The organism is Streptomyces sp. Wb2n-11 (genome assembly GCF_001049855.1).
Classification (GTDB): Bacteria; Actinomycetota; Actinomycetes; order Streptomycetales; family Streptomycetaceae; genus Streptomyces; species Streptomyces altiplanensis.
Window position 1 is genome coordinate 3,640,184 of sequence record NZ_CVPB01000001.1, and the last position, 20,204, is coordinate 3,660,387.

At 73.0% G+C, this 20,204-nt stretch carries 15 protein-coding genes and 1 tRNA gene; 8 read left to right on the top strand and 8 right to left on the bottom strand.

Annotated features, from left to right (window positions below; genetic code table 11):
• Positions 1–106 precede the first annotated feature (106 nt).
• Complete coding sequence (locus BN1555_RS16555) at positions 107–898, bottom strand: hypothetical protein (RefSeq protein ID WP_093800118.1); 792 nt, start codon at positions 896–898, stop codon at positions 107–109.
• 181 nt (positions 899–1,079) lie between these two features.
• Here BN1555_RS16555 and BN1555_RS16560 point away from each other — a divergent pair, with 181 nt between their 5' ends.
• Complete coding sequence (locus tag BN1555_RS16560) at positions 1,080–1,538, top strand: ATP-binding protein (protein ID WP_093800119.1); 459 nt, start codon at positions 1,080–1,082, stop codon at positions 1,536–1,538.
• Positions 1,539–1,569: 31 nt separating this feature from the next.
• On the opposite strand, the gene BN1555_RS16565 is transcribed toward BN1555_RS16560, so the two are convergent.
• Positions 1,570–3,039, bottom strand: coding sequence for an aminopeptidase P family protein (locus tag BN1555_RS16565; RefSeq protein WP_093800120.1), 1,470 nt, complete (start codon positions 3,037–3,039; stop codon positions 1,570–1,572).
• 88 nt (positions 3,040–3,127) lie between these two features.
• Positions 3,128–4,651, bottom strand: a complete 1,524-nt coding sequence (locus tag BN1555_RS16570) for a PP2C family protein-serine/threonine phosphatase (RefSeq protein WP_093800121.1) — start codon at positions 4,649–4,651, stop codon at positions 3,128–3,130.
• Between the two features lie 444 nt (positions 4,652–5,095).
• Here BN1555_RS16570 and BN1555_RS16575 point away from each other — a divergent pair, with 444 nt between their 5' ends.
• The gene (locus tag BN1555_RS16575; protein ID WP_093800122.1) at positions 5,096–5,800 is read left to right on the top strand and encodes a bifunctional DNA primase/polymerase; all 705 of its coding nucleotides are present in this window, start codon (positions 5,096–5,098) and stop codon (positions 5,798–5,800) included.
• 202 nt (positions 5,801–6,002) lie between these two features.
• Positions 6,003–6,635: a hypothetical protein gene (locus tag BN1555_RS16580; RefSeq protein WP_255306055.1), complete on the top strand. Its 633-nt coding sequence runs from the start codon at positions 6,003–6,005 to the stop codon at positions 6,633–6,635.
• A gap of 204 nt (positions 6,636–6,839) precedes the next feature.
• Here BN1555_RS16580 and BN1555_RS16585 read toward each other — a convergent pair whose 3' ends face one another.
• The 3 genes from BN1555_RS16585 to BN1555_RS16595 all read right to left on the bottom strand — a co-directional run bounded on the left by BN1555_RS16585 (position 6,840) and on the right by BN1555_RS16595 (position 9,422).
• Complete coding sequence (locus BN1555_RS16585; RefSeq protein WP_093800124.1) at positions 6,840–7,814, bottom strand: DUF5926 family protein; 975 nt, start codon at positions 7,812–7,814, stop codon at positions 6,840–6,842.
• Positions 7,815–7,950: 136 nt separating this feature from the next.
• Complete coding sequence (locus tag BN1555_RS16590; protein WP_093800125.1) at positions 7,951–8,508, bottom strand: ATP-binding protein; 558 nt, start codon at positions 8,506–8,508, stop codon at positions 7,951–7,953.
• Between the two features lie 95 nt (positions 8,509–8,603).
• Positions 8,604–9,422: a glycerophosphodiester phosphodiesterase gene (locus BN1555_RS16595; RefSeq protein WP_093800126.1), complete on the bottom strand. Its 819-nt coding sequence runs from the start codon at positions 9,420–9,422 to the stop codon at positions 8,604–8,606.
• A gap of 224 nt (positions 9,423–9,646) precedes the next feature.
• Here BN1555_RS16595 and BN1555_RS16600 point away from each other — a divergent pair, with 224 nt between their 5' ends.
• The gene (locus tag BN1555_RS16600) at positions 9,647–11,194 is read left to right on the top strand and encodes a S1C family serine protease (RefSeq protein WP_093800127.1); all 1,548 of its coding nucleotides are present in this window, start codon (positions 9,647–9,649) and stop codon (positions 11,192–11,194) included.
• 43 nt (positions 11,195–11,237) lie between these two features.
• Positions 11,238–11,322, top strand: a tRNA-Ser gene (locus BN1555_RS16605).
• Between the two features lie 103 nt (positions 11,323–11,425).
• Here the strand turns inward: BN1555_RS16605 and BN1555_RS16610 are convergent.
• The gene (locus tag BN1555_RS16610; protein WP_093800128.1) at positions 11,426–12,295 is read right to left on the bottom strand and encodes a bifunctional DNA primase/polymerase; all 870 of its coding nucleotides are present in this window, start codon (positions 12,293–12,295) and stop codon (positions 11,426–11,428) included.
• Between the two features lie 358 nt (positions 12,296–12,653).
• Here BN1555_RS16610 and BN1555_RS16615 point away from each other — a divergent pair, with 358 nt between their 5' ends.
• From BN1555_RS16615 to BN1555_RS16625, 3 genes are all read left to right on the top strand, one after another.
• Positions 12,654–13,526: a DUF1906 domain-containing protein gene (locus tag BN1555_RS16615; RefSeq protein WP_093800129.1), complete on the top strand. Its 873-nt coding sequence runs from the start codon at positions 12,654–12,656 to the stop codon at positions 13,524–13,526.
• Positions 13,527–13,700: 174 nt separating this feature from the next.
• On the top strand, positions 13,701–14,270 hold the full coding sequence (locus tag BN1555_RS16620) for a SigE family RNA polymerase sigma factor (protein ID WP_093800130.1): 570 nt from the start codon (positions 13,701–13,703) through the stop codon (positions 14,268–14,270).
• 126 nt (positions 14,271–14,396) lie between these two features.
• Positions 14,397–16,043 (top strand): long-chain fatty acid--CoA ligase, encoded by a 1,647-nt coding sequence (locus BN1555_RS16625; RefSeq protein ID WP_093800131.1) that lies wholly within the window; start codon positions 14,397–14,399, stop codon positions 16,041–16,043.
• 66 nt (positions 16,044–16,109) lie between these two features.
• Here the strand turns inward: BN1555_RS16625 and BN1555_RS16630 are convergent, their stop codons facing one another.
• Positions 16,110–20,048: a hybrid sensor histidine kinase/response regulator gene (locus BN1555_RS16630; protein ID WP_093800132.1), complete on the bottom strand. Its 3,939-nt coding sequence runs from the start codon at positions 20,046–20,048 to the stop codon at positions 16,110–16,112.
• Positions 20,049–20,204 lie beyond the last annotated feature (156 nt).

Sequence of the window (20,204 nt, forward strand, 5' to 3'; positions counted from 1 at the left end):
GAGCACTCCACGGAGCGGGGAAGGGTGTTCCGGCGCGCGGGTGCGCACCGGCATCACGACGCCGCTCCCGTGACGTGGTGTGTGCTGTTCCGGGGAGTGCGCCGTGTCAGGCTGCGAGTACGAGCGCCGCGGCGGGCGGTCCGCGCCTGATCACCGTGTGCTGGAGGGCTTCCCCGGCCGGCCGCAGGGGCGTGACGAAGGGGGTGCGCAGGGCGCGCGGCCCGTGCGCGGGCGCCCCGGGGAGCAGGCCGGCGCGCAGCGACCGTACGAGCGCCAGGGCGGCGCGCAGGGACCGTACGAGCGCGCCTTCCGCGACCCCGTGGGCCGACAGCAGGACCAGCCGGGACAGCGCGCTCTCACCGCGTCGCAGGAGCCATCCGGTCGCGACGGCTGCCAGCAGGTGGCCGAGCAGCATGGGGAGGGTGGGCAGCAGCCCGGCGGCCGCACTCGGGTGCGCGGCGTGCGCGAGGTGCTGCTGCGTCGTGTGTACGGACGCGGGGTCGATGCCCGCCTCGGTGATGATCCGCCGCGCTTCGGCCGTGCTGAGCGGCAGTGCGCCCGCGCCGCACACGAGCTTCGCGGCGAAGGCGCGCAGCGAGGTGTCGGTGGCCGCGCTCTCGAGGGCAGGGCTGTGCTGGCCGAGTGCGAAGAGGGCGTGCAGGGCGAGCTGCCCGCAGGCCAGTGCGGCGGCGATGGCGGGCATCGAGCGCGCGCGTCCGGCGAGCGGGGCGACCAGGCCGAACAGGGCGGTGGCGCCGAGCGCCAGCGTCCACCAGGGGACGGTGGCGCAGGACGCCATGACGTGTCCTGTCGCGGACAGCACGACGCAGACCGCGGTGAACACCGCGGTCCTCAGCAACCGCAGACCGGCTCCGGCGTGTGCGACGGACGTAGACATGGCTTCGACATCATCGCATTGCGCCCCCCGGTATGCCTACGGCAGGTCCAGGAGCGCATACACCGGCGTAAGAAGTGCTCGCGTCGGCCGAATGAGCGCAAACACGTTGACTCCACGCTTATGGAGCGTTGCTCACGGCTATACGTAACCGTATGTCGAGCCGCAGCCAGGAGGCTGGAGCATGAGCATCTGGTGGTCTCTCCACTTGCGGCGCGAAGCCGCGAGCGTTCCGCTCGCCCGCCGCCTTCTGCTCGGCACCATGGAGACGGCGGGGGTTGATCCGGACGTCTCCTACGACCTGTCGGTCGCGCTCAGCGAAGCCTGTGCGAACGCGGTCGAGCACGGCGGGGACGAGCGGTCCGGAGTCCCCTGCGCGGAGTACCGCGTGACCGCTTACCTGGACGGCGAGAAATGCCGTATCGAGGTCGCCGACTCCGGGCCGGGCTTTCCCCCCTCGCGGCGGAACCGCCCCGCCGCACCACGTCCCGCGCCCGCCTCGGCGGAGAGCGGCAGAGGCCTGTGCCTGATCGAGCAGCTCGCCGATCACGTGCATTTCGGGAACAGGCCGGGGCACGGCGCGGTGGTCAGCTTCGACAAGATCCTGAAATGGCGCGAGGGCGCGCTGCTCAAGGTGTCCTGAAGGCCCTGAGCGGCACGCCCGCGCGGGTACGTCAGCCCTGCTTGACCTGCGCCATCCAGGTCTCGACCTCGTCGGAGCGGCGCGGCAGCGCTGCCGACAGGTTCAGGTTGCCGTCCTCGGTGACGAGGATGTCGTCCTCGATGCGCACGCCGATGCCGCGGTACTCCTCGGGCACGGTCAGGTCGTCGGCCTGGAAGTACAGGCCGGGCTCGACGGTCAGGCACATGCCCGGCTCCAGCGTGCCGTCGGCGTACGCCTCGCGGCGGGCGGCGGCGCAGTCGTGGACGTCCATGCCGAGCATGTGGCCGGTGCCGTGCAGGGTCCAGCGGCGCTGGAGGCCGAGCTCCAGGACCTTCTCGACCGGGCCTTCGACGAGGCCCCACTCGACGAGCTTCTCGGTGAGCACGCGCTGCGAGGCGTCGTGGAAGTCGCGGTACTTGGCGCCGGGCCTCACGGCGGCGATCCCGGCTTCCTGGGCCTCGTACACCGCGTCGTAGATCTTGCGCTGGAGGTCGGTGAAGGTGCCGTTGATCGGCAGGGTGCGCGTGATGTCGGCGGTGTAGAGGGTGTGGGTCTCCACGCCGGCGTCGAGCAGCAGCAGGTCGCCGGAGCGCACGTCGCCGTCGTTGCGCACCCAGTGGAGGGTGGTGGCGTGCGGTCCGGCGGCGCAGATGGAGCCGTAACCGATGTCGTTGCCCTCGACGCGGGCGCGCAGGAAGAAGGTTCCTTCGATGTAGCGCTCGCTGGTCGCCTCGGCCTTGTCGAGGATCCTGACGACGTCCTCGAAGCCGCGGACGGTGGAGTCGACGGCCTTCTGGAGCTCGCCGATCTCGAACTCGTCCTTCACGGCGCGGGCCTCGGAGAGGTGGACGCGCAGCTCCTCGTCGCGCTCGGCGGTGACCTTGTCGGTCAGCGCGGCCTCGACGGCGGCGTCGTGCCCGCGGACGCACCGGACCGGTCCGGTGGCTTCCTTCAGCGCGGCGGTCAGTTCGCGGACGTCCTTGGCGGGGATCCCGAGGATCTGCTCGGCCTCGGTGAGGGAGTGACGGCGGCCGACCCACAGCTCGCCCTGGCCGTCGAGCCAGAACTCGCCGTTCTCACGGTCGGAGCGGGGCAGCAGGTAGACCGTCGCGTCGTGGCCCCCCTCGGCTTCCGGGCGGGGTTCCAGCACGAGGACGCCGTCCTGGGTCTGGTCGCCGGTGAGGTACGCGTACTCGGTGGAGGCGCGGAAGGCGTACTCGGTGTCGTTCGAGCGGGTCTTGAGGTTGCCCGCGGGGATCACGAGACGCTCACCGGGGAAGCGCGCGGAGAGCGCGGCGCGGCGGTCGGCGGTGTGCCGGGCCTGCGCGATCGGCTCCAGGCCGTGCAGCTCGGTGTCGGCCCAGCCGGACTTCATGTTCTCGGCGAGCTCGTCGGAAACGCCCGGGTACAGGCCGTTCTTCCGCTGCTTGATCGGCTCTTCGGTCTCTTCCGGGGTCTCCGGGCTGAGCTCTTCGGACACGACTGTCTCCTTGATACGACACTGGACCGCCCTCCATCGTATGTGCGGCGGGAAGACGGCCCAGGACCTTGTGGACAACTGTGAGGAATCAGTCGAACCGTGCCGCCAGCAGCACGATGTCCTCCGCCGAGTCCGCCGTGTCGCCGCCGTCCGGCAGCGCGGTCCGCAGCACGTGGTCGGCGATCGCTCCCGGGTCGTCCCTGTCGGCCCTGGGCACGCTCGCGGCGGCCGCGTGCAGCCGTGCGAAGGCGCGGTCCATCGGGTCACCGGTGCGCTGGAGCAGCCCGTCGGTGTAGAGGAGGACTGTTTCGCCGGGTGCGGGCGCGAACTCCACGCTCGGAGCCTCCCAGCAGGACAGCATGCCCAGCGGTGCGGAGAGCGACGTCTCGACGTACTCGGTGCGCCGGGCGCCGATGACGAGCGGCGGGCTGTGCCCGGCCCCGGCCAGCACGATGCGGCTCCCCCGGCCTCCGGCCCGGAGGGCTCCGGCCGGTTCGCAGTAGGCGAAGAGCGTGGTGGCCGACCGGGCGGGTTCGGTGAGCCGGAGCAGCAGTTCCAGGTCGGACAGTACGGCGACGGGGTCCTCGCCCTCCATCACGGCGTACGCCCGGAGGCCGGCCCGCAGCCGCCCCATCGCGGCCAGGGCGCTGGGCCCCGATCCGGAGACCGATCCGACGGCCAGTCCCAGGGCGCCCTCGGGCAGCGGCAGCGCGTCGTACCAGTCGCCGCCGCCGTGCGGTCCGGTGCGGTGGCGGGCGGCGAGCCGCACCCCGGGGACCCGGGGCAGCCTGCTGGGCAGCAGTTCCTCGGCGACGGTCGCCACCTGCGCGCGGGCGTGCTCCAGTTCCATCAGCCGGGCCAGGTGCTCGGCGGCGTAGCGCGTGTAGAGACCGGCGAGGTGACGCCGGCGCTCCGTGGGTTCGGCCGGTTCGTCGTACAGCCAGACGGCCGCGCCGAGCCGCGGGGAGGTCTCGGCGGCCAGGGGCAGCGCGTAACTGGCGGCATAGCCGAGGCGCGCCGCGACTTCGCGGTGGCGCGGGTCGAGTCCCGGCTCGCCGAGGAGGTCGGGGTGGGCGACCTCGCCGGGGCGGGGGGACCCGGGGAGGCCGTCGAGGAGCCGGCCGTACGACATGGCGCCGCGCGGCACGGTCTCGATGTGGCCGAGGTCGGCGTGGCCGAGGCCGAGGCCGACGGTGGTGGACGGGCCGTCGTCCTCGGCCGGACCGAGGACGACGAAGCCGCGGCGGGCGCCCACGAGGGCGGCGCCGGCGCGGAGCAGTTCGTGCAGCGCGCCGTCGGTCGAACGGGTGCGGGCCAGGCGCTCGGTGAGTTCGTGCAGGGTGGTGAGGTCGGAGACCCAGCCCGCGAGCCGGTCCTGGAGCACCGCACCCGCGGCGGGTGGGGCAGGGGTGGGCGGAAGGGGTGCGACATTGTGTGTGGGGGAGGGAACTGCTGGATCGATTCCAGCCACTTTCCGTACGTGTGGGGCGCTCATGATCGCAGGCTTTCCTGCTGGTGCGTTCTGCTCAATAGCATCGCAAACCCCCATGTCATTCTGCGCCGCTATCAATGCATCCACATGTACACGTACATGTGAGGCGATGTCCAGCATCGCGATCGTGGGACTCTTGGTGTCTGTGGGGATAGTCAACTTGGCTTAAAAATGCCACACACGGCCGTAATTTGAGGTCGACTGAGGGCGTTCGACAGTGCGTCATATCAGCCGTGACGGGTACCTAATCGGTGATGGCCAGGGGCAGTTGGGACCGCCCTGGAACCTGGTGGCGGGACCGGGCGTCTTAACCGCCGCGGGCCGTGCCCCATCCCCGAGTGGCGGGACCGCAGCACTACGGATCTCCTACGGATCAGTTAAGCGCCATGCGTGCGCCACCCTCCGCTACGTTTCACGCTCAGCCCCAGGGGCTGCCCGTGCCGCAGGCTGGAAGTGCGGCGATGTGCCACCAGTACGCAGCCAGTACGCGACGTGCACGACCAGTGAAGACGCACACACAGTGCGATATGGACCTCGGCGTTCAACGGAAAGGAACGAGCGCTCATGCGCGAGATCCTCGGAAGGCGACGCAGGCTCCTTCGGTTCCGGCGGAGTGCGGGGCCTGCCCGACTCGGTGCGGCGCTGACCTGCGCCACCGCTTGGCAGTGGCCCGTACTCCCCGGCGTGGGGCTGAAGGCGTCCGGCGGACGCGGCGGCCGTGGCAGCCGCGACGGCCTTGGGCAGGGCTGTGCCTGCCCCGATCCCGAATGCGCGGTGCCCGGCGCGCACCCCTTCGATCCGGGCATCCTGGCGGCCACCACCGACGAACGCATGATCCGCTGGTGGTGGACCAACCGTCCGACGGCCCCCGTCGTGCTGGCCACCGGGGGCGCGGCTCCGTGCGCGATCAGCCTCCCCGCGGTCGCCGGCGCCGTCGCGCTGACGGCGCTCGACGGCATGGGGATGCGCCTCGGCCCGGTCGTCGCGACCCCGACCCGCTGGTCGCTGCTGGTCGCCCCGTACTCCCTGGAGCGGCTCGGTGAGTTGCTGTACGCCAAGGACTGGGTGCCCAGTTCGCTGCGGTTCCACGGAGAGGGCGGCTACCTGGTGCTGCCGCCCTCGGAGACGGGCACCGGACAGGTGCGCTGGGAGAGGGCGCCCCTGGCGGGTTCGGCCGCGCCCTGGTTGCCGGACGTCGAGGCGGTCGTGGACGCGCTGGTCGCGGCGAGCAGCGGCGCACCGGACGGCGGCAGCCGGCTCGCGTACTGAGTGCGCGTGCTGAGCGGGTGTGCGTGAGGCCGGCGGCTGTTGTACGACGGCGCGCCGCCGGCTCACCCGTACGGGTGCGGGGGAGCCCGTGTTCCGGGGGATTCCGGAGGACTCGGGCGCGCGGCGGCCCTGACGGGGGCCATCCGTCGATACCTTCGGCTCACCGCAAGAACCTCCGGGCAGCTGACAGGTGGGACCCGCCTTGAACCTCCGCATGATCGGGCTCGCGGCCGTCGTGGTGTTCACCGTCCTGTTGCCTCTGGCCGGCGCGTCGGCGGAGCCCGAGCCCGCACCCGCGCCCGACGACGCCAAGGCCGCTCCGGCGACCGTTCCCGGGAATGCCCCCGGGACTGTTCCCGGGAACGCCCCCGCGGCCCTTCCCGGGAGCGTCTCCGTGACCGTCCCCGGGAGCGCTTCCCGGGCCACCTCTTCGCCCGCGCCGCTGCCCGCCCCTCCGTCGGTCCCCCCGACCACCCCTCCGTCCGGCAGTGACCCGGCCGCACGGTGCGGCCCCGAGCTCAGCTCTCCGGAAGGCGTCGAGGGCCAGACCTGTGTGCTGACCGACGGCGACGACACGTGGGCGCGCACCTACTACCGCAATGCCACGGGTACGGAACTGCGTTCCGTACTCACTCTGATGGGCCCCGGCGGCCGGACCGTTCAGATGCATTGCACGGTGAGCGCCGAGGACGAGCCGGGAGTATGCGAAACACCGCGTGAACCGTCGCGCGGAAAGGCCGCCGAATATTCGGCGGTGTCGGAGTTCGCCGAGGCGGGAGACGGCCCGCTGCTGCTGCGTTCGGGGAGCAACCCGACTTCTCCCGCACCCCGCTGACCGTATGGTTACGGAGAGTGGCGGGTCGGGGCACGGAAAGGCCCGGTCGCTGGCGACGGGGGATGCACCAGCGACCGGGCTTTCAGAACCGTAACAAGATATCCACGGTTGGCAAATCTGATCCCCCCTATTCGGACAGGGGTTTACCTGCCGATATGGGGAGTTGTGACCGGAGTCGCCGGCCGTCCGCGGGAAGGGCGGCTGTCAGCTGAGCGTCACCTGGCGGTTGGTGAGTCCGCCCCGCGCGCGGCGCTCCTCCGGGGTCAGCGGGGCGTCCGACGCGAGGGCAGCGGCGAGACGCTCGGCGAACTCCGCGGCGGGCTTCTCGATGTCCTCCGCCTTGATCTCGCTCGGCAGGTCCCACACCGGAACCATCAGCCCGTGCGCCCGGAAGGAACCGACCAGGCGGGTTCCCTCGCCGAGCGAGGAGGTGCCGGCGGCATGCAGCCGGGCGAGCGCGTCGAGGAGCTGCTCCTCGGCGTGCGGCATGACCCAGCGCAGGTGGTTCTTGTCGGGGGTCTCGCACCAGTACGCGGCGTCGACGCCGGACAGCCTGACGGTGGGGATCGCGGCGGCGTTGGCACGCTCCAGGGAGGCGCTCACCTCGGGCGTCGCGTTCTCCGCGTCGGGCACCCAGAACTCGAAGCCGGAGTGCACTTCCGGCTCGAACGCGGCGTCCGGGTCGAGCAGGTCCTGGAGGCGCGGACCGTCCGCCGGGGCGCGTTCGGCCGTCACCGGGGAGCCGGGCTTCGCGGTCAGCGCACGCCGCAGGGTGTCCGCGAGGTCGCGGCTGAGGTCACCGGAGGGGGTGTCGTTCTGCAGGCCGAGCAGGACGGAACCGTCGTCGCGGCGCAGGGCGGGCCAGGCCATCGGCAGTACGGTCGCCAGCGTGACGGAGGGGACGCCGTCCGGCAGCCCGTCCTTCAGCGTCAGCGCCGCGGTCGCGGCCGGCACCAGTTCGCGCAGGGCGACCCAGTCGCTCTCGCCGGCCAGGCCCTCGAAGGGGCGCTGGACCAGCTCGGTGACGGCGTGCGAGGCGGCGCGGCCGTGGCAGGCCTTGTAGCGGCGGCCGGAGCCGCACGGGCAGGGTTCGCGGGCTCCGACGACCGGCACCTCCCCGCTGCTCACCTGGGCCTGCGGCTTGGTACCCCTTGCGGGCTGGGGGCGCTTCTTGGCCATGGCTTGGCTTCTCCCGTTCACGGCAGTGCTGTGTCGGGCGCGAGCCTAGTCGCTGAGACGCCCCCGGTCGGGACCGGCGAGGTCGGTTCGGGGCCCGGCCCCCGCCCGGCCGGGCCGGTTCGGGAACCGGTTCCGGTCAGTCCAGGTCGTCGAACGGGACCGCGAAGTCCAGTCCCGGAACCGCGACGCGCGTGGCGAAGTCGTCGCGTCGGTGCCCCTCGGTGACGTTCGCCCACACCGTGACCTCGCCGGACGCGTTGTCCCGTACGCCCCAGTCCCGTGCCAGCGCCGTGATGATGTTGAGCCCGCGGCCGCCGCGTGCGGTGACCGAGGGCGTGGCTGGAACCGGCCGGGTGGGACCGCCTCCGTCCGTCACTTCGACGGTCAGCCTGCCCGACGTGTCGACGTGCCATGCGGCACGTACGTCACCGTCGCCCACCTCGGCCTGCCCCAGTGGCCTGCCGTGGCGGCAGGAGTTGCTGAGCAGTTCGGACAGGATCAGTACGGCATCGTCGATGACCGAATCGGACACCCCGTTGATGCGCAGTTCGTCGCGCATACGGCGTCTTGCCTCACCCACGCCCGCAGGGCCATGGGGTACGGCCATGCTCGACGACGTGGGCACTTCTCGTGCCACCACCAACGCCACCCCCGAGACCTCCTTCACCCCACGCCAGGGAGTGAATGCCCCAATGGCCTGAACCGGAAACCGGACAAGTGCCGGTCAGTGACGCACTCGCGCTGATCGAATACGGACCGAACGCGCCGGTGCACTCCCTGTAGTGGAAATTATGAGCGGCCCAGTTGGGAAAGTACCTGCTTCGGGCGGTTTGTGATGATCGCTTCCACGCCGAGGCGTTCGCAGAGTTCGACGTCCTCCGGCTCGTTCACCGTCCAGACGTGCACCGGATGGCCCGCGCGGTGCAGCCGTTCGATGTAGCGGGGGTGGCTGCGGACGATCCGGATGCCGGGACCCGCGATGTGCGCGCCGGCCGGAAGCCGCCCGTCGCGCAGGAGCGGGGAGGCGAACTGCATCAGGTAGACGGTGGGGAGGGTGGGCGCGGCGGCCGCCACCCGGTGCAGCGAGCGCGCCGAGAAGCTCATGACGCGTACGGGTGAGGGCTCGCCGGCCACGGGGGCGTCCAGGCCGAAGCGCTTCAGCAGCTGGAGCAGCCGTTCCTCGACCTGTCCGGCCCAGCGGGTGGGGTGCTTGGTCTCGATGGCCAGCTCGACGCGGCGCCCGGCGTCCGAGACCAGCTCAAGAAGGCGCTCCAGGGTGAGTACGGAGGTGAACTCACCAGGGCTGTGCCCCCTGGCCGGGTCCCAGTCCGGCGACTCCTCGCCGCCCTGCCAGGAGCCGAAGTCGAGGGCGGCGAGGTCGGCCAGTTCGAGGGCGGAGACGGCGCCTCGGCCGTTGGAAGTGCGGTTCACCCGGCGGTCGTGGACGCATACCAGGTGCCCGTCCGCGGTGAGCCGTACATCGCACTCGAGGGCGTCCGCGCCGTCCTCGATGGCCTTGGTGTACGCCGCCAGGGTGTGCTCGGGGGCGTCCTCGGAGGCGCCGCGGTGAGCGACGACTTGGATGGTGTGCTGCCGGGCGTGGGTCACTGCGTCATGGTGTCACCGTGGAGGGGCAGGCGCGTAGACACATCACGGGGGAGCCGGTTCGGCCCTTCTCGGGATGCGGGTGTTTTGACCGATGTAAAGGATGTTCCGTGGATGCACAGGAACCGCTTACGGCCGTCTGATGTGCGGTGAGAAAAGCTGACAGCGGACACTTGCACAGTGGTGACGTTGACCAAGACCGACGTGGTACCGAGGAGAAGAGAGCTGTGAGCACCGAGAACGAGGGCACTGCGGTTCCGGCCGCCCCGTCAGCACCTCCCGTGCCGGTGGCCGCTCCCGGGCCCGCCTCCGACACCACGGGCACGAACGCCGCGGACCCCGGCCACGAGCCGGCGCCGCCCGCCGCGAGCCAGTCCGCCCAGAACCCCGACTCCGGCCGGCCCGTCGGGAACCCCGCCCCCGACCGGCCCGCCCACGACCCCACGACGCAGGGGCACACCCCCACCCCGCAGCCGGGGTACATGCCCGTGCCGCAGCCCGTGGCTCCTGCCCCGCAGCCGCCGGGGCAGCCCGGGGCAGGATGGCCGCCGCCCCCGCCCTCCCACCCCACCTACGGCGGCGGTGGCAGCGGTGACGGCGGCGGTCCCGGGTGGGGCGCGCCCATGGGGCCCGTACCCCCCGCCCACAGGAAAAAGCGCGCCGGCGGTCTCGTCGCCGGGGTGCTGGCCGCCGCGCTGGTCGCGGGCGGCGTCGGCGGCGGCATCGGGTACTGGGCCGCCGAGCGGGGCGACAGCCCCACCGACTCGACCACCGTCTCCGCTTCCGGCAACGCGAAGGACTTCAAGCGCGACCCGGGCACCGTCGCGGCGGTCGCGGCCAAGGCCCTGCCGAGCGTCGTCACCATCGAGGCGCAGGGCGGCGACGGCGAGGGCGGCACGGGAACGGGCTTCGTCTACGACGTGCAGGGCCACATCGTCACCAACAACCACGTGGTGGCGTCCGCGGCGGACGGCGGCGACCTGTCGGTCACCTTCTCCAACGGCAAGGAGTACGACGCCGAGGTGGTCGGCCGCGCGCAGGGCTACGACGTGGCCGTGCTGAAGCTGAAGAACGCCCCCTCCGGTCTGGCCCCGCTGCCGCTGGGCAACTCGGACAAGGTCGCGGTCGGCGACTCGACGATCGCCATCGGCGCGCCCTTCGGCCTGTCGAACACGGTGACCACCGGCATCATCAGCGCCAAGAACCGGCCCGTGGCCTCGGGCGACGGCCAGAACAGCAAGGCGTCGTACATGAGCGCCCTGCAGACCGACGCGTCGATCAACCCGGGCAACTCGGGGGGACCGCTGCTCGATTCGAGCGGCGCCGTCATCGGCATCAACTCGGCCATCCAGTCGGCCGGCACCGGTGGCTTCGGCCAGTCCCAGGCGGGCTCCATCGGCCTGGGCTTCGCGATCCCCGTCAACCAGGCGAACACGGTCGCCCAGCAGCTGATCAAGACGGGCCGGCCGGTCTACCCGGTGATCGGTGCCACGGTCTCCATGGACCCGAAGGGCGACGGCGGCGCCGTCATCGCGGACCGTGGCACGGGCGGCACCCCGGCGGTCCCGTCGGACAGCCCGGCGGGCAAGGCCGGTCTGAAGGCGGGCGACGTCATCACCAAGCTCGACGACCGGGTGATCGACAGCGGTCCGACCCTGATCAGCGAGATCTGGACCCACAAGCCGGGCGACAAGGTCACGCTCACGTACGAGCGCGACGGCAAGACCTCGACGGTCGAAGTCACCCTGGGCCAGCGGGAAGGCGACGACAGCTGACCGGTTAGGCTGTCCTCGCGCCACCGCGGGCCGGTGGCGCGAGGGTGGGTTGCCCGAGCGGCCTAAGGGAACGGTCTTGAAAACCGTCGTGGCGCGAGTCACCGTGGGTTCAAATCCCACACCCACCGCAGTACGTCCGAAGGGGCGTCCGGAGTCTCCGGACGCCCCTTCGGCGTGTCCGGCGCCCTGCTTCGTGCTCTCACGCGCGGTGCCGGTGCCGTGTGCGCGGGCTCAGGACGCCGTGGTGAGGCGGGCGGCGGAGGCGAGGGTGGCGCGGGCCTCGCGGTCGGTGAGACCCGCGTGGACGGCCGCTTCGGCGAGCGCGTCCGCGAGGGAGTCGCCGATGCCGTTCTCGTACGCGCGGCAAGCAGCCCAGAACAGGCGGGTGTTGCGCTGGCCCTCGTGTGCCGCCCGTACGAACTGGACCAGGCCGTGGCCGCGGCCGGTCCCGTCGGCGGGGTGGCCCGCGCGGGGGTGGGAACGCGCGGGGGGCGTGAGGAGGCGCAGGAGCGCGCTGGGGCAGGGGGCCGGCGCGAGGTGGCCGGTGCCGGGCGCGGTGCGGTAGATGCCGTGGGTGGTGAGGGAGCCGGGGCCCACCAGGTAGCCGCCGGTACCGCGGATGTCGATGCCGGGGGCGAGGCGGCTCGCGGAGTTGGGGACGGTGACGCCGGGCGGGCCGGTCAGCCAGATGTGGCGGCCGCCGCTGGGGGTGAGGACGACGACGGTCTCCGGGATCGTGAAGAGGTGCCGCAGTGCCAGGTGCCGGAGGGACGCGGTGGCGTCGGTGTCCGATTTCGTGTCGAGGTCGATGCCGATGAGGTGGTGCGGGGGCCGGCCGCAGGCGATGCCGTAGCCGGTGGCCCAGGGGGCGGCGGCGAAGAGGGCGCGGACGGCGGCGGGGTCGGCGGTGGCGTCGTGGACGCCGTGTCCCGGGCGCCCGCACTCGCCCCGGCACAGGAACGGTTCGGGGGCGTCCCGGTGCGGGGAGCGCAGGGCGGGGAGCTTGGTGCGGGACAGGGGGATGACGGGGAGCCCGCGCTCGGCGGCGGAGAGAGCGTGGGCGAGGGCCAGGGTGGCGGCGCGCCGGTCGGAGGTGGCCATGAATCTATTTTCGTACTCACGTTCGAAGAAAGGAAGGGGGCGGGCGGGGGAAGGGGCCGACCGGAAATGTGCTGGAACGCTTCTTCCCTTGCCGTGTCCGGGTTGCGGGGTGCGGTGAGGGTGAGCCGGGGCCCGGCCGGGGTCTGTGCTGAGGGGTGAACGACGGCCTGCGTGACGGTGCTCCCGGCACCGTCACGCAGGCCGTTCCCGTTCCGGCCCGATCGCGGCCGGGTTCGGCCGACTGGGTTCGGCCGGCCGGGTACGCGGTTCCCACCGTCCGGGTTGAACCTGGGCGCGGATGGCTGACGGCGGGGTGTGAGAGGCGCCCGGCGGCGCCGGGGGCACGTTCACTCTCCCCATGCACCTGCAGAGACTCCTCGGATACGCAGTCGCGCTGGTGGCCGTGGTCGGACTGCTGGGCGTTCCGCAACAGGCGGACGCGCAGTCGGGAGCCCCGGCCCCCGCTCCCGCCCCGGCCCCCGCTCCCGCCCCGGCCCCCGTCGCGGCCCCCACCGTGACCTTCCGCGGCCGGGCCTTCGACACCTGCCTGACCCCGTCGCTCTCCACCCTGCGGGCCTGGCGCTCCTCCCCGTACCGGGCCGTCGGCGTCTACTTCGGAGGCCGCGGCCGGGCCTGCCCCAAGCAGAGCAACCTCACCAAGAAGTGGGTGGCGGACGTGGACCGGCTGGGCTGGCGGCTGCTGCCCGTCTTCGTCGGCTCGCAGTCCCCCTGCGTACTGGCCAAGAACAAGCGGCACGTCAGGATGGGCAACGCGCCCTGGCGCCAGGGCAAGAAGGAGGCCAGGGAGGCGGTCGGCGCGGCGAAGAAGCTGGGCATGCTCAAGGGCAGCGCGCTCTACCTCGACATGGAGGCGTACGACGCGGGGAACAGCCGCTGCGCCCGTACCACCCTCGACTTCGTCCGCGGCTGGAGCCGCGAAGTGCGCAAGTACGCGTACCTCCCCGGCTTCTACAGCAGCGCGGATTCCGGCGTGCGGCACATGGAGCGCGCCCGCAAGGCGAAGGAGGCGGACCTGCCGTCGGCGATGTGGTTCGCCCGCTGGAACGGCAAGCCGTCGCTGTACGGCGAGCGGTCCCTGTCCGACCGGGCCTGGACGCCGCACCGCCGCATCCACCAGTACGCCGGGAACGTCACGGAGAAGCACGGCGGCCGGCGCCTGAACATCGACCGCAACGCGGTGGACGCCCCTGTCGCCCGGATCCGCCCCTGACCTGCCACAACGGGCGATGAGCCGGCCCTGCCCCCGAGACGCGCCCCTTACGGAAGCCCGGGCGTCCTCCACCCTCAGGAGGTGGGGCCGGCACCACCCCTACAACCTGAGGCGGATCCGGCTTCGGGACCTGTGGCCGATCCGCGGCGCGGTACCCGCTCCTAGCGTGGAGCCATGACCACGCCTGTCCGCACCAGCGCACCCAAGGCGGCGACGAGGGCGCCGGCGACGGCACCCGCGCCCTATCCGTCGTTCTCCGTGTACGTCCGCGCCCGGGGGCCCGTGCTGCTGCGCACCGCGCGCTCGCTCATCGCGAACCCGTGCGACGCGGAGGACCTGCTGCAGACGGCGCTCACCAAGACGTACGTCGCCTGGGACCGCATCGAGGACCACCGCGCCCTCGACGGCTACGTACGCCGCGCCCTGCTCAACACCCGCACCTCCCAGTGGCGCAAGCGCAAGGTCGACGAGTTCACCACCGACGAGCTGCCCGAGCCCGCCGCCACCGCCGCCGCCACGGCCGCCGACCCCGCCGAACGGCAGGTGCTGCGCGACGCGATGTGGCGGGCGGTCATGAAGCTGCCGGACCGCCAGCGCGCGATGGTCGTCCTGCGCTACTACGAGGACCTCAGCGAGGTTCAGACGGCCGAGGTCCTGGGCGTCTCCGTCGGTACGGTCAAGAGCGCCGTCTCGCGCGCCCTCGGCAAGCTCCGCGAGGACCCGGAGCTGTCCCCGGCCCGCTGACCTCCTCCGGCCTCCCCGCGGGGCCCGGACGATTCGTACTCCCGGAAGTAGTGACATACCGAGCGGTACGTGCGCAGAATCAGGCCACCCTTATTACTGCCACGTAGCGCCCACCGGGAGGACGCCGTGCTGAGCACCATGCAGGACGTACCACTGACCGTGACCCGCATCCTGACGCACGGGATGACGATCCACGGCCGCTCACAGGTCACCACCTGGACTGGTGAGACCGAGCCCCGGCGCCGCACCTTCGCCGAGACCGGCGAGCGCGCGATCCGGCTCGCGAACGCCCTGCGCGACGAGCTCGGGGTCGACGGCGACCAGCGGATCGCGACCCTCATGTGGAACAACTGCGAGCACGTGGAGGCGTATCTCGCGATCCCCTCCATGGGCGCCGTGCTCCACCCGCTCAACCTGCGCCTGCCCCCCGAGCAGCTGGCCTGGATCGTCAACCACGCCGCCGACCGCGTCGTCATCGCCGACGGCTCGCTGCTGCCGCTGCTCGCGCCGCTCCTGCCGCACCTGAGGACCGTCGAGCACGTGGTCGTGTCGGGCCCCGGGGACCGCTCGCTCCTCGACGGCTGCGCGCCGCGCGTGCACGAGTACGAGGACCTGATCGCGGACCGCCCCACCACGTACGACTGGCCCGAGCTGGACGAACGCGCCGCCGCGGCCATGTGCTACACCTCCGGCACCACCGGTGACCCCAAGGGCGTCGTCTACTCCCATCGCTCCCTCTACCTGCACTCCATGCAGGTCAACATGGCCGAGTCGATGGGCCTGACCGACCGCGACACCACCCTCGTCGTCGTGCCGCAGTTCCACGTCATGGCCTGGGGGCTGCCGCACGCCACCTTCCTGACCGGCATCAACATGCTCATGCCGGACCGGTTCCTCCAGCCCGCCCCGCTCGCCGAGATGATCGAGCGCGAGAAGCCGACGCACGCCGCCGCCGTCCCCACCATCTGGCAGGGCCTGCTCGCCGAGGTCACGGCCAACCCCCGCGACCTCTCCTCCATGGCGAGCGTCACCATCGGCGGCGCGGCATGCCCGCCCGCCCTCATGGAGGCGTACGACAAGCTCGGTGTGCGCCTGTGCCACGCCTGGGGCATGACGGAGACCTCGCCGCTCGGCACCATGGCCCACCCGCCGGCCGGCCTCACGCCCGAGGAGGAGTGGCCGTACCGCGTCACGCAGGGCCGCTTCCCGGCCGGTGTCGAGGCGCGCCTGGTCGGACCCGGCGGCGACGTCCTCGCCTGGGACGGCGAGTCGGCCGGTGAGCTGGAGGTACGCGGCAACTGGATCGCGGGGGCGTACTACGGCGGCGCGGCCGGCGAGGACCTCAGGCCGGACGACAAGTTCAGCGAGGACGGCTGGCTCAAGACCGGCGACATCGGCGTCATCAGCCACGACGGCTACCTCACCCTCACCGACCGCGCGAAGGACGTCATCAAGTCCGGCGGGGAGTGGATTTCGAGTGTGGAGCTGGAGAACGCCCTGATGGCCCACCCGGACGTCGCGGAGGCGGCCGTCGTCGCCGTACCGGACGACAGGTGGAGCGAACGCCCGCTGGCGACGGTGGTGCTGAAGGAGGGCGCGACCGCGGACTACGAGGAGCTGAGGGCGTTCCTCGCCGGCAGGATCGCGAGGTGGCAGCTGCCGGAGCGGTGGGCGACGGTCCCGGCCGTGCCGAAGACGAGCGTGGGCAAGTTCGACAAGAAGGTGATCCGCAAGCAGTACGCGGACGGCGAGCTGGACGTCACGAAGTTCTGACGCGCCCGTGAACCGCTGAAGGGGCCCCACCGCGGCGGGGCCCCTTCAGTCCGTGCCGGCCACGGCTCAGTTGGTGCCGATCTTCGCGAGCAGGTCCACGATCCGGCCCTGCACCTCACCGCTGGTCGAGCGCTCCGCGAGGAAGAGCACCGTCTCCCCCGAGGCGAGCCGGTGCAGTTCGCCCTCGTCGAGTCCGGCCGAGGTGTAGACGACCAGCGGAGTGCGGTTCAACTGCCCGTTCGCGCGCAGCCAGTCCACGATTCCGGCCCGGCGGCGGCGTACCTGCATCAGGTCCATCACCACCAGGTTCGGCCGCATCTGCGTCGCCAGCGCGACCGCCTCGGTGTCCGTCGCGGCGCGCGCCACCTGCAGGCCGCGCCGCTCCAGCGTCTCCGTGAGCGCGAGCGCGATCTCCTCGTGCTCGTCGATCAGCAGGACGCGCGACGGGTGCTGCTCGCTGTCGCGCGGCGCGAGCGCCTTCAGCAGTACGGCGGGGTCCGCGCCGTACGCCGCCTCACGCGTCGCCTGCCCGAGCCCGGCCGTCACCAGGACGGGGACCTCGGCGGCGACGGCGGCCTGGCGCAGCGACTGGAGCGCGGTACGCGTGATCGGCCCGGTCAGCGGGTCGATGAACAGCGCGGCAGGGAAGGCCGCTATCTGCGCGTCGACCTCCTCGCGGGAGTGCACGATCACCGGGCGGTAGCCGCGGTCGCTCAGCGCCTGCTGCGTCGAGGCGTCCGGGGCCGGCCACACCAGCAGGCGGCGCGGGTTGTCGAGCGGCTCCGGGGGCAGCTCGTCGTCGACGGGCTGCGGCTGGGGCCGGTTGGCCACCTCCACGGCGCCGTTGGGGCCGTCCAGCGGTTCGGGCCCCTCGGAGCCCTCGTCGGGTGCGCCTATGGCGTACGCGCGCCCCTCGGCCTGGGCCGGCAGCCGGTGCTGGAGCGGGCCCTGGGAGTGCGGGTGCGGGCGGGCGGCGGCCTCGGCGTCCGGGGCCTCGGTGCCCTCGGCGGGCGCGGGCTGCTCCGCCTCGGTGCGCACGGCGGCGAGCTTGCGGCGGCGCCCCGAACCCAGGGTCTCGTTCTGCTGCTGGGCGATCTGCTGCGCGAACGGCATGCCCTGGCCGAGGGTGCGCACGCTGAACGCGCGGCCCTGCGAGGAGTCGGCGGGCACGGGCTGGGCGGGCGGCAACGGCTGCGCGGTACGCGGCGGCTGGGGCCCGGCGGCGGGGTCCGGGGCGGGAGCGGCGGCGTTCGGGCCGCCCCCGTGCTGCTCGGCATCGTCCTCGCTCACCCCTGCCGCGAAGTCGCGGGCGGGCCAGGTCTGGGTCGTACCGGTGGCCGTGGCGGTGGTCCCGCCGGCAGCGGAGGACCAGCCCGGGGGCACGGAGGCGGCGTCACCGGTCCGCGCGGCGTCGTGGGTGGAGCCGCGGGCGTCCGGAGCCGAAGACCCTTCCCCTGCCCCCGCCTTCGTCCGCTGCTCTCCCGCGTCACTCGGGGAGGGCATGGCCGTTCCGTGTCCCGGGGGAGTCCCGCCCACCGCCCAGTCGGGCTGTCCCGGCTCAACGTCCCTGCGCGCCCTGCGCCGTCCCGTGGGCGCCGGGGCGGGGTGCGGCTGCGGCGGGGTGCGGTCCGCGTCCGGAGCGGTGCGTACGGCGTCGTGGCGCCCCGGCAGCGAGGTGTCCGCCTCGCCCGCCGTCGGCCGCACGCGGTCGGCGTCGGCCGGCGGCAGCGCGAACGCGCTGCGGGGAGCCTCGGGGGACCGCTCCTGCGCCGGCGCGAGCGCCCTGCGCGCACGCCGCCCGGAGGACTGCTGCGGGGACTCGCCCCCGGCGGGCGGCGCGGCGGACAGCGCGGGAAGAGCGGTCTCGTGCGACCCGCCCCCGCCGCGCAGCGCGCGCTGCCCCGCCGTTCCCGGTACGTCGACGGGCACCCCCTGGGGCGGCACCGTCTCCCCGCGCGCCGCGCGCCCGGTTCCGTGCGCCCCTTCGGAGGCCGTCACGACGGAGCCCTCCGAGACGGCGCCGGGAGTGCCGGAAGCCCCGGAAGGACCGGCGGCGGGCAGCGCGGCACGCGGTTCTGCGCCGCGACCGTCCCCGCCCGGGCGCCCCTCGACCGGACTCGGCCGCCCGCGCCTGCGCCCCGTGCCGCCGGACCCCGGACCGAGGGCCGGGACGCCCGGGCCGCCGTCCCCCGTGGCCTGCGCCGGAATACGTTCCTGCGGACCGGCGGCGCCGGCCTCGCCCGGACCGCCGCGCCGCGCCCGGCGCCGCCCGGTGGGCGCCACCGCCTCGCCGTCGGCGTCCGCCTCGGCCGGCTCGGCCGCCGTGCTCTTGCTCTCCAGTTCCAGGAAGGCGTCCGTGGACGCCCGCCGTGCCCGCCGCCCGGCCCCGTCCGTGGGAGCCGACTGCTGCGCCGGCACCGGCACCGGGTCGGGAGCGGCCACGGCCGCCTTGCCCCGCGCCGGGACCGCCGCCGCCCCCGCACCCGCGCCGAGCGGCACCTCCAGTACGTACGCGCTTCCGCCCCTACCGGGCACCTCATGCGTCTGCAGCACACCGTCGTGCGCTGCCACGATGCCGCGCACGATCGGCTCGTGCACCGGGTCTCCCCCGGCGTACGGGCCGCGCACCTCGATGCGTACGACCTCGCCGCGCTGCGCCGCCGCGACCACGATCGTCGAGTCCGTGTGCCCGCCGCCGGCGGCCGCCGCCGGGGCGTTGCCCGTCGAGTCGATCCCGGCCACGTCGGCGACCAGGTGCGCGAGCGCCGTCGCCAGCCGCCCGGCGTCCACCTCGGCCTCGATCGGCGGCGCGTGCACCGCGAACTGCGCGCGCCCGGGCCCGATCAGCTCGACCGCGCCCTCGACACCGGCCGCCACCACGCCGTCGAGCAGGACCTTCTTCTTGTCCAGCTGCTCCATGCCCTCCGCGAGGCGCTGGAAGCCCAGCACGTTGTCGACGAGGGTCGTCATCCGGGCGTAACCGGCGGCCAGGTGATGCAGGATCTGGTTCGCCTCGGGCCACAGCTGCCCGGCGGGGTCGGACGCCAGCGTCCCCAGCTCGCCCCGCAGCTCCTCCAGCGGCCCGCGCAGCGAGTCGCCCAGTACGGCGGTCAGCTGGGCGTGGCGCGCGGCCATCTCCTCGTACCGCCGGTTCTCGCGGTCGAGCACCTCGGCCTGCTTCTCGACCAGTTCGTCGTACGGCCGGCGGTCGGTGAAGGTCATCACCGCGCCGACCAGCTGGTCGCCGTCCCGCACGGGGGCGGTCGTCAGGTCGACCGACACCGGCTTGCCGTTTTTCGCCCACAGGACCTGCCCGCGCACCCGGTGCTTGCGCCCGGACTTGAGCGTGTCCGCGAGCGGTGACTCGTCGTACGGGAAGGGGCTGCCGTCGGCGCGCGAGTGGATCGCGAGGGTGTGCAGCTCCTTGCCGCCGAGATCGCTCGCGCGGTAGCCGAGCATCTGCGCGGCGGCCGGGTTGACCAGCACCACGCGCCCGTCGGTGTCGGTCCCGACGACGCCCTCGGACGCGGCCCGCAGGATCATCTCGGTCTGGCGCTGCGAACGCGCCAGCTCCGCCTCGGTGTCGACGGTCCCCGACAGGTCGCGCACGACGAGCATCAGCAGCTCGTCGCCGGTGTAGCCGGGGCGCTCGGTGTGGGAGGCGTACGCGTCCCGGCCGTCCTCCAGGTTCGCGCTGGTCACCTCGACCGGGAACTCCGTCCCGTCCGTGCGCCGCGCGATCATCCGGGTCGGCTTCGTACGTCCCCGGTCGTCCGCGCCGTCGGCCCGCCGCATCGATCCCGGGATCAGCTTCGAGTCGAAGGAGGGCAGCAGGTCCAGCAGCCCGCGCCCGACGAGCCCGGTGCCCGGCGACTCGAACGTCTCCAGGGCGATGGTGTTGGCGTTGACGACGGTGCCGTTGCAGTTGACGAGCAACAGCCCGTCAGGGAGGGCGTCGAGTATCGCTGCGAGGCGAGCAGCGCCTCGGGATGGCCTGCTGCTCACGTCGACGGTTCCTCCCTGAACTACTGCACCTTGCCGACAACCGGCCTCATTTTGACCCTCGGGCCGCAAGCTGTCACTGGAGGGAGTCTAAAGGCAGGCGGTGGGCGCGCGACGGCGGATGAGGGGGAGCTCTCACCAAGGTTGTGTGCGCTTGCG

Coding starts and splice junctions, on each gene's coding strand:
- BN1555_RS16555 (WP_093800118.1), bottom strand. CDS start 898: ATGTCTACGTCCGTCGCACACGCCGGAGCCGGTCTGCGGTTGCTGAGG.
- BN1555_RS16560 (WP_093800119.1), top strand. CDS start 1,080: ATGAGCATCTGGTGGTCTCTCCACTTGCGGCGCGAAGCCGCGAGCGTT.
- BN1555_RS16570 (WP_093800121.1), bottom strand. CDS start 4,651: ATGCTGGACATCGCCTCACATGTACGTGTACATGTGGATGCATTGATA.
- BN1555_RS16575 (WP_093800122.1), top strand. CDS start 5,096: ATGCGCGAGATCCTCGGAAGGCGACGCAGGCTCCTTCGGTTCCGGCGG.
- BN1555_RS16585 (WP_093800124.1), bottom strand. CDS start 7,814: ATGGCCAAGAAGCGCCCCCAGCCCGCAAGGGGTACCAAGCCGCAGGCC.
- BN1555_RS16610 (WP_093800128.1), bottom strand. CDS start 12,295: ATGGCCACCTCCGACCGGCGCGCCGCCACCCTGGCCCTCGCCCACGCT.
- BN1555_RS16615 (WP_093800129.1), top strand. CDS start 12,654: ATGCACCTGCAGAGACTCCTCGGATACGCAGTCGCGCTGGTGGCCGTG.
- BN1555_RS16620 (WP_093800130.1), top strand. CDS start 13,701: ATGACCACGCCTGTCCGCACCAGCGCACCCAAGGCGGCGACGAGGGCG.